The sequence below is a fragment of the Pseudomonas sp. 39004 genome, assembly GCF_028682155.1.
Classification (GTDB): Bacteria; Pseudomonadota; Gammaproteobacteria; order Pseudomonadales; family Pseudomonadaceae; genus Aquipseudomonas; species Aquipseudomonas capeferrum.
Genome location: NZ_JANIAG010000019.1, coordinates 45,823 through 52,261 on the forward strand (window position 1 = coordinate 45,823; position 6,439 = coordinate 52,261).

The 6,439-nt window shown below is 62.1% G+C and carries 6 protein-coding genes; 2 read left to right on the forward strand and 4 right to left on the reverse strand.

Features of this window, described 5'->3' with window-relative positions:
- The first annotated feature begins 10 nt into the window (after nucleotides 1-10).
- Nucleotides 11-577, forward strand: a complete 567-nt coding sequence (locus NP534_RS05625) for a vWA domain-containing protein (RefSeq protein ID WP_337994311.1) — start codon at nucleotides 11-13, stop codon at nucleotides 575-577.
- Nucleotides 578-693: 116 nt separating this feature from the next.
- Here the strand turns inward: NP534_RS05625 and NP534_RS05630 are convergent, their stop codons facing one another.
- Entirely contained in the window at nucleotides 694-960 is a 267-nt protein-coding gene (locus tag NP534_RS05630; RefSeq protein WP_013972506.1) for a hypothetical protein, read from the reverse strand.
- Between the two features lie 342 nt (nucleotides 961-1,302).
- Between NP534_RS05630 and NP534_RS05635 the strand changes: the two genes are divergently transcribed.
- Nucleotides 1,303-2,625, forward strand: coding sequence for a sigma-54 dependent transcriptional regulator (locus NP534_RS05635; protein WP_274098070.1), 1,323 nt, complete (start codon nucleotides 1,303-1,305; stop codon nucleotides 2,623-2,625).
- 83 nt (nucleotides 2,626-2,708) lie between these two features.
- Here the strand turns inward: NP534_RS05635 and NP534_RS05640 are convergent, their stop codons facing one another.
- The 3 genes from NP534_RS05640 to NP534_RS05650 form a co-directional block, all read right to left on the reverse strand.
- Nucleotides 2,709-4,709 carry a peptidase U32 family protein gene (locus NP534_RS05640; RefSeq protein ID WP_156310045.1) on the reverse strand — a complete coding sequence of 667 codons (2,001 nt, stop codon included), beginning with the start codon at nucleotides 4,707-4,709 and terminating at the stop codon, nucleotides 2,709-2,711.
- Nucleotides 4,710-4,855: 146 nt separating this feature from the next.
- The gene (locus tag NP534_RS05645; RefSeq protein WP_033698252.1) at nucleotides 4,856-5,236 is read right to left on the reverse strand and encodes a RidA family protein; all 381 of its coding nucleotides are present in this window, start codon (nucleotides 5,234-5,236) and stop codon (nucleotides 4,856-4,858) included.
- Nucleotides 5,237-5,365: 129 nt separating this feature from the next.
- Nucleotides 5,366-6,439, reverse strand: a 1,074-nt coding sequence (locus NP534_RS05650) for a saccharopine dehydrogenase family protein (protein WP_274098071.1), incomplete at its 5' end; no start/stop codon positions are given.

Sequence of the window (6,439 nt, forward strand, 5' to 3'; positions counted from 1 at the left end):
GGCGGGCCGGGTGGCGTGGTTGCCGACCTTGCTCAAAGGGCGGCCCCGGCTGCGTGACGACCTGTGCTGGCAACAGCGCCAGGGCCAGGCTAACGAACTGTGGCTGGTAATCGTCGACGCATCTGCTTCAACCCGCCGCCATCAGGCTCTCGCGCAAACCAAAGGCTTGCTGGCGGCGTTGTTCGACCAGGCATACCGGCAGCGCGCCCGGCTGGCCTTGCTGACCGCCAGTGGGCGGACACCGCAGTGGCAGCGTCACGGCCTGAAGGCCTCGGCAGCCCTGCAGCCCTGGTTGCAAGCGCTGGGAGCGGGCGGTGGTACGCCCTTGATCGCTGCGCTGGAGCAGGCACGGCAGTGGCTGCAGACTCGGCAGCAGGCCCACCCCAATGAGGCTATGCGTTGCCTGGTGTTTACCGACGGACGGCTGCAGCGCTGGGATGCCGTGCAGCCCATGCCGTGTGCCACGCTATTGGTCGACATGGAACTGGCGGCCGTTCGTCTGGGGCGCGCACAACAGTTGGCAGAACAACTGCAGGCGGATTATCAGCACCTGGAACAGTTCAAGGTTGTGGATTGAGTTACGGCGGCGGGGGAGGTTGCGACACTATGTCGCAATAACAAAAGTTGCGAGAGCCGCAGCTGGGAAGTTGCGCAAGTGCGTGACAGGGCACGCACTTGGCGGGGTAATCGGTATTACTTCGGCATCGACCACGGTTGCAGGTCGTAACCTTTTTCGCACAGTTCGGCGCGCACTTCCTCGATCAGGCTGGCCCATTGCGCAGGGTCGGAATAAATGCGCGAGGACACTTGCTTGCTGCCGATGCGTGTGCTGGTCCGGTCGATCACTGCCAGGCTCAGCTCACCAGTACCGTTGGGTGCATCCCAGGCTACGCACTGGAAAGGTTCGAAGGCGTGGTCGGCAATCAGCAGTGCTTCGTTGACACGGAGCGGGGCATTCATGGTTCGGTCTCTCTATGGTCCCAAACATCGAAGTAAAGTCCGCGTTGCTTCAAAGTCGCCTCAATAATCGCGAAGTGCAGCGCGGGGTTATGTGTACTGATGCTCGTTGTCCGGGGGGAAGTCACACATTGGATGTAAAAATTTTTGTCAGGGGCGAATCTGTTCACGCTTACGCCGCCATGTGATGTCGATAAAGTGCGAAAATTCCCGTCATGGATTGTAAAAAAATGATTCGGCAGACAGACGGTACTGGGCACCGTCAAGTTCGTTGCTACTGTTAATTGGGCGCCACAACTTGCTGTTTTACTTCACAAAACCAAACTCTGGCGCCAAGGAACGGTCATGCAGCAACCCGCTTCCCAACGCCGTTTGCTCATCGTCGACCCCTGCGACGACTGCCACCAATTGCTGCCGGGCCTGCGCAGTGCCGGCTGGGACGTGGACAGTTGTATCCTCGGCGCCGCGCTGGAGCACACCTGCGATGTTGGCCTGCTGCGCCTGCAGGCATCGCACCTGCGCCATCCCGACGCCGTGAAGGACATGATCAAGCGCAGTAATACCGAGTGGATTGCCGTGCTCAGCGCCGAGCAGTTGCGCATGCAGAACGTGGGTGATTTTGTCTGCGAATGGTTTTTCGACTTCCATACCTTGCCGTTCGATGTTTCCCGCGTGCAGGTCACCCTCGGCCGTGCCTTTGGCATGGCCCGCCTGCGCGGCAAGGGCGCGGCGCGGGTGGACGAGGCGACGCATGAGCTGCTGGGTGAAAGCCGCCCTATTCGCGAACTGCGCAAATTGCTGGGCAAGCTGGCGCCCACCGAATCGCCGGTGCTGATCCGCGGTGAGAGCGGCACAGGCAAGGAACTGGTGGCGCGCACCCTGCATCGCCAGTCACAGCGGCGCGATCAGCCGTTTATCGCCATCAACTGCGGGGCGATACCCGAACACCTGATTCAGTCCGAGTTGTTCGGGCACGAAAAGGGCGCATTTACCGGCGCCCATCAGCGCAAGGCCGGGCGAATCGAAGCGGCCCATGGCGGCACCCTGTTTCTGGACGAGGTCGGTGACTTGCCCTTGGAGCTGCAGGCCAACCTGCTGCGGTTTCTGCAGGAGAAGCACATCGAACGGGTCGGAGGCAGCCAGCCGATCCCGGTGGATGTACGGGTGCTTGCGGCCACTCACGTGGACCTGGAAAAGGCCATCGAACAGGGGCGCTTTCGCGAGGACCTGTATTACCGGCTCAATGTGTTGCAGGTGGTGACCGCGCCGTTACGTGACAGGCATGGCGACCTGTCGATGCTGGCCAGCCATTTTGCGCATTTCTACAGCCTTGAAACTGGGCGCAGGCCGCGCTCGTTCAGTGACCATGCCTTGGCAGCCATGGGCCGGCATGATTGGCCCGGTAACGTGCGCGAGCTGGCCAACCGGGTGCGACGCGGGTTGGTGTTGGCTGAAGGGCGGCAGATTGAAGCGCCGGACCTGGGCTTGCAGATCGAGCAGGAACAGCAGCCGCTGGGGACGCTGGAGGAGTACAAGCACCGGGCGGAGCGCCAGGCTTTGTGTGATGTGCTTAACCGTCACAGCGACAATTTGAGCATCGCGGCGAAGGTGCTGGGGATCTCACGGCCGACGTTCTATCGGCTGTTGCACAAGCACCAGATCCGCTGACAACAAGCCTTAGACTGTGCGTAGCTGCCGACCTTGTGGGGGCGGGTAAACCCGCCCCCACAGTTCCCTGATACCCCGATCGATCAGTGCGGGGCGCGGTGGATGGTCTTGAGCAGGTCTTCCGGGCTGATATGCCCCACCACCTGGGCCACCGCGCTGCCGGGAGTCGGCAGGTCGATGATGTGGCTCTTCATCTTGCCGACCACGTGCATCTCGCACGGCTTGCAGTCGAACTTCAGGGTCAGTACTTCGTCACCCTGAATCAGCTGCATCGGCGCGACCTTGGTGCGCACGCCGGTCACGCCCTTGGCCTGCTTGGGGCACAGGTTGAACGAGAAGCGCAGGCAGTGCTTGGTGATCATCACCGGCACTTCGCCGTGCTCTTCATGGGCCTCGTAGGCCGCATCGATCAATTGCACGCCGTGACGGTGGTAGAAATCGCGGGCCTTCTGGTTGTACACGTTGGCCAGGAACGACAGGTGCGACTCCGGGTACACGGGTGGTGGCGTGGTCTCGGCCTTGCGCCCGCCACGCGGGTGCGCCTTCACCCGGGCAGCGGTCAGCGCCTCGATGGCCTCACGGCGCAGGGCTTTGAGCTGCGAGTTGGGGATGAAGTACGCCTGCGGCGCATCCAGCTCGATGGCGTTGGCGTGGTACTGGGTCGTGCCCAGTTGGCCCAGCAGGTCGTGCAACTGCTCGAGTGCCTGTTGCGGCTTGTTGGCCGCGCCGAACGGGCCATCCAGGGCCACTTGCACACTGACGCCTTCTTCACTGCTGACGGTCAGCATCAGGCGCTGCTCACGCAGTACTGCGTGCCACTCGACGCCCACCCGTCGCTCGGCCGAGGTGCGCTGCAAGGCTTGCTGCCAGTTGTGGTCGAGGTTGCGCGACAGCGGGTGGTTCGGCCGCAGCTTGTACAGGCCGTCGGGCATCTCGTTGGGTTCGACGCGGTAGCGGTAGCGCTTTTGGCCGTCTTCCTCGAATTCGCCGCGGGGTTCGGCGATGTTGGCGCGGAAACCCACCACCTCACGCTTGACCAGCACGTTGAGGCCGTCGCCGTTGGTCAGCGGCACATCGGTGATGACCAGCATGTCGCGCTTGTTGACCTTTTCCACCACACCCACCGGCAAGCCGGTGAAGGTCGGCGAGTCGAAGGCGCCGATGTCGATCTTGCGGTCGCTGACGAAGTAGTCGGTGCTGCCGCGGTGGAAGGTCTTGTCCGGGTCTGGGACGAAGAAGTGTTCGGTGCGGCCGCTCGAGGCACGGGCCAGGGCCGGGCGGTCTTCGAGGATGGCGTCGAGCTCTTTGCGGTAGTGGGCGGTGATGTTCTTCACATAGCCCATGTCCTTGTAGCGGCCTTCGATCTTGAACGAGCGCACGCCGGCGTCGACCAGGTCGCGCAAGTTGGCGGTCTGGTTGTTGTCCTTCATCGACAGCAGGTGTTTTTCGAAGGCAACCACGCGGCCCTGGTCATCCTTGAGGGTGTAGGGCAGGCGGCAGGCTTGTGAACAGTCGCCACGGTTGGCGCTGCGGCCGGTCTGGGCGTGGGAGATGTTGCACTGGCCGGAGAAGGCCACGCACAGCGCGCCATGGATGAAGAATTCGATGGCCGCATCGGTTTCGGCGGCAATGGCGCGAATCTGCTGCAGGTTCAGCTCGCGGGCCAGTACCAGCTGCGAGAAGCCCGCCTGGTCGAGGAACTTGGCCCGCTCCAGGGTGCGGATGTCGGTCTGGGTGCTGGCGTGCAGCTCGATCGGCGGGATATCCAGCTCCATCACCCCCAGGTCCTGCACGATCAGGGCATCGACGCCGGCGTCGTAAAGCTGATGGATCAGCTTGCGCGCGGGCTCCAGTTCGTTGTCGTGGAGGATGGTGTTGATGGTGGTGAACACGCGTGCATGGTAGCGACGGGCAAACTCGACGAGTTCGGCAATTTCGCTGACTTCGTTGCAGGCGTTATGGCGCGCGCCGAAGCTCGGGCCGCCGATATAGATGGCGTCAGCGCCGTGCAGGATCGCTTCGCGGGCGATGGCCACGTCACGGGCAGGGCTGAGCAGTTCCAGGTGATTCTTTGGAAGGGACATGTCGTTATATTTTCGGGCGGTCACGGTTTAGGCGGGCATTGTAGCGGTGAAACGGGTTGCTGGCATCCCTGCGCTGCATCCCCTGCTTGCGCAACCGGTGTGTGAGCGGCCTGGCCGGCGCCCCGGCAAGGCCGTTCACAAAGGGATCAGCGCTTGGCCGCCATCGCGGTCACTTCCACGCGCATGCCGTCGAACGCCAGCGACGCCACGCCAACGGCGGCGCGTACCGGCCACGGGTTGCTGAAGAAGCGCTGGTACACCTCGTTGAACGCAGCACGGTCGGCCATGTCGGTGAGGTAGATGGTCAGGTGCAGTACGCGGTCCATGCCGCTGCCGGCTTTCTCCAGGGCCACTTTCAGCGCCTGCAGGGTGCATTCGCTTTGCGCAACGATATCGCCCAGCTCAAGGCTGCCATCGGCGTGGGTCGGGATCTGGGTGGTGACCAATACGCCGTTGTACTCGGCGACGTCGGACGAAATGGAATCGGCATCCGGGTCGGGGGTGTAGGTGATGTCTGTATTTGCCATGGGAACGTTTGCCTTGCGACGGAAGGAAAACGGCAAGCCTACGCGAGCAAGCGGCAGGGGTCGAGCCATGGGCAGTGGCGAATGCAGGATAAAAAGAAGGGCGCCTGTTGGCGCCCTTCCTGGTGTTGCTTAGGCTTCAGCGTCCCACGGACGATCGCCTTTCTCATCTTTGACGCGGGTCGGCAGGCCCATCACGTCCAGCGCCTTGAGGAACGGCTCGGCTGGCAGTTCTTCGACGTTGACCATGCGCTTGGCATCCCATTCACCACGGGCGACCAGCAGGGCGGCAGCCACTGGCGGTACACCGGCGGTGTAGGAAATACCCTGGCTGTCGGTCTCGGCGAAGGCTTCTTCGTGATCCGCCACGTTGTAGATGAACACTTCGCGCGGCTGGCCGTCCTTGGTGCCCTTGACCAGGTCACCGATGCAGGTCTTGCCGGTGTAGCCCGGGGCCAGGGAGGCCGGGTCAGGCAGCACGGCCTTGACCACTTTCAGCGGGACCACTTCCAGGCCTTCGGCAGTCTTGACCGGTTGCTCGGAGAGCAGGCCAAGGTTTTTCAGCACGGTGAACACATTGATGTAGTGCTCGCCGAAGCTCATCCAGAAGCGCACGTTCGGTACGTTGAGGTTCTTCGAAATCGAATGCACTTCATCGTGGCCGGTCAGGTAGAGGTTTTGCGAACCTACGACCGGCAGGTCGTCGGTACGCTTGACCTCGAACATGGTGTTGCTGGTCCACTGGCTGTTCTGCCAGCTCCACACTTGCCCGGTGAACTCGCGGAAGTTGATTTCCGGGTCGAAGTTGGTGGCGAAGTACTTGCCATGCGAACCGGCATTGACATCGAGAATGTCGATGGAGTCAATGCGGTCGAAGTATTGCTGCTGCGCAAGTTTTGCGTAGCTGTTCACCACACCCGGGTCGAAACCGACGCCGAGAATGGCAGTAATGTTCTTTTCTTGGCACTCTTCGAGGTGTTTCCACTCGTAGTTGCCGTACCAGGGCGGTGTTTCGCAGATCTTGCCTGGTTCTTCGTGAATCGCGGTGTCCAGGTAGGCGACACCGGTATCGATGCAGGCACGCAGCACCGACATGTTGAGGAAGGCAGAGCCCACGTTGATCACGATCTGCGATTCGGTCTCGCGGATCAGTGCCTTGGTCGCCTCGACATCGAGGGCGTTGAGCGAGAAGGCCTGGATGTCGGC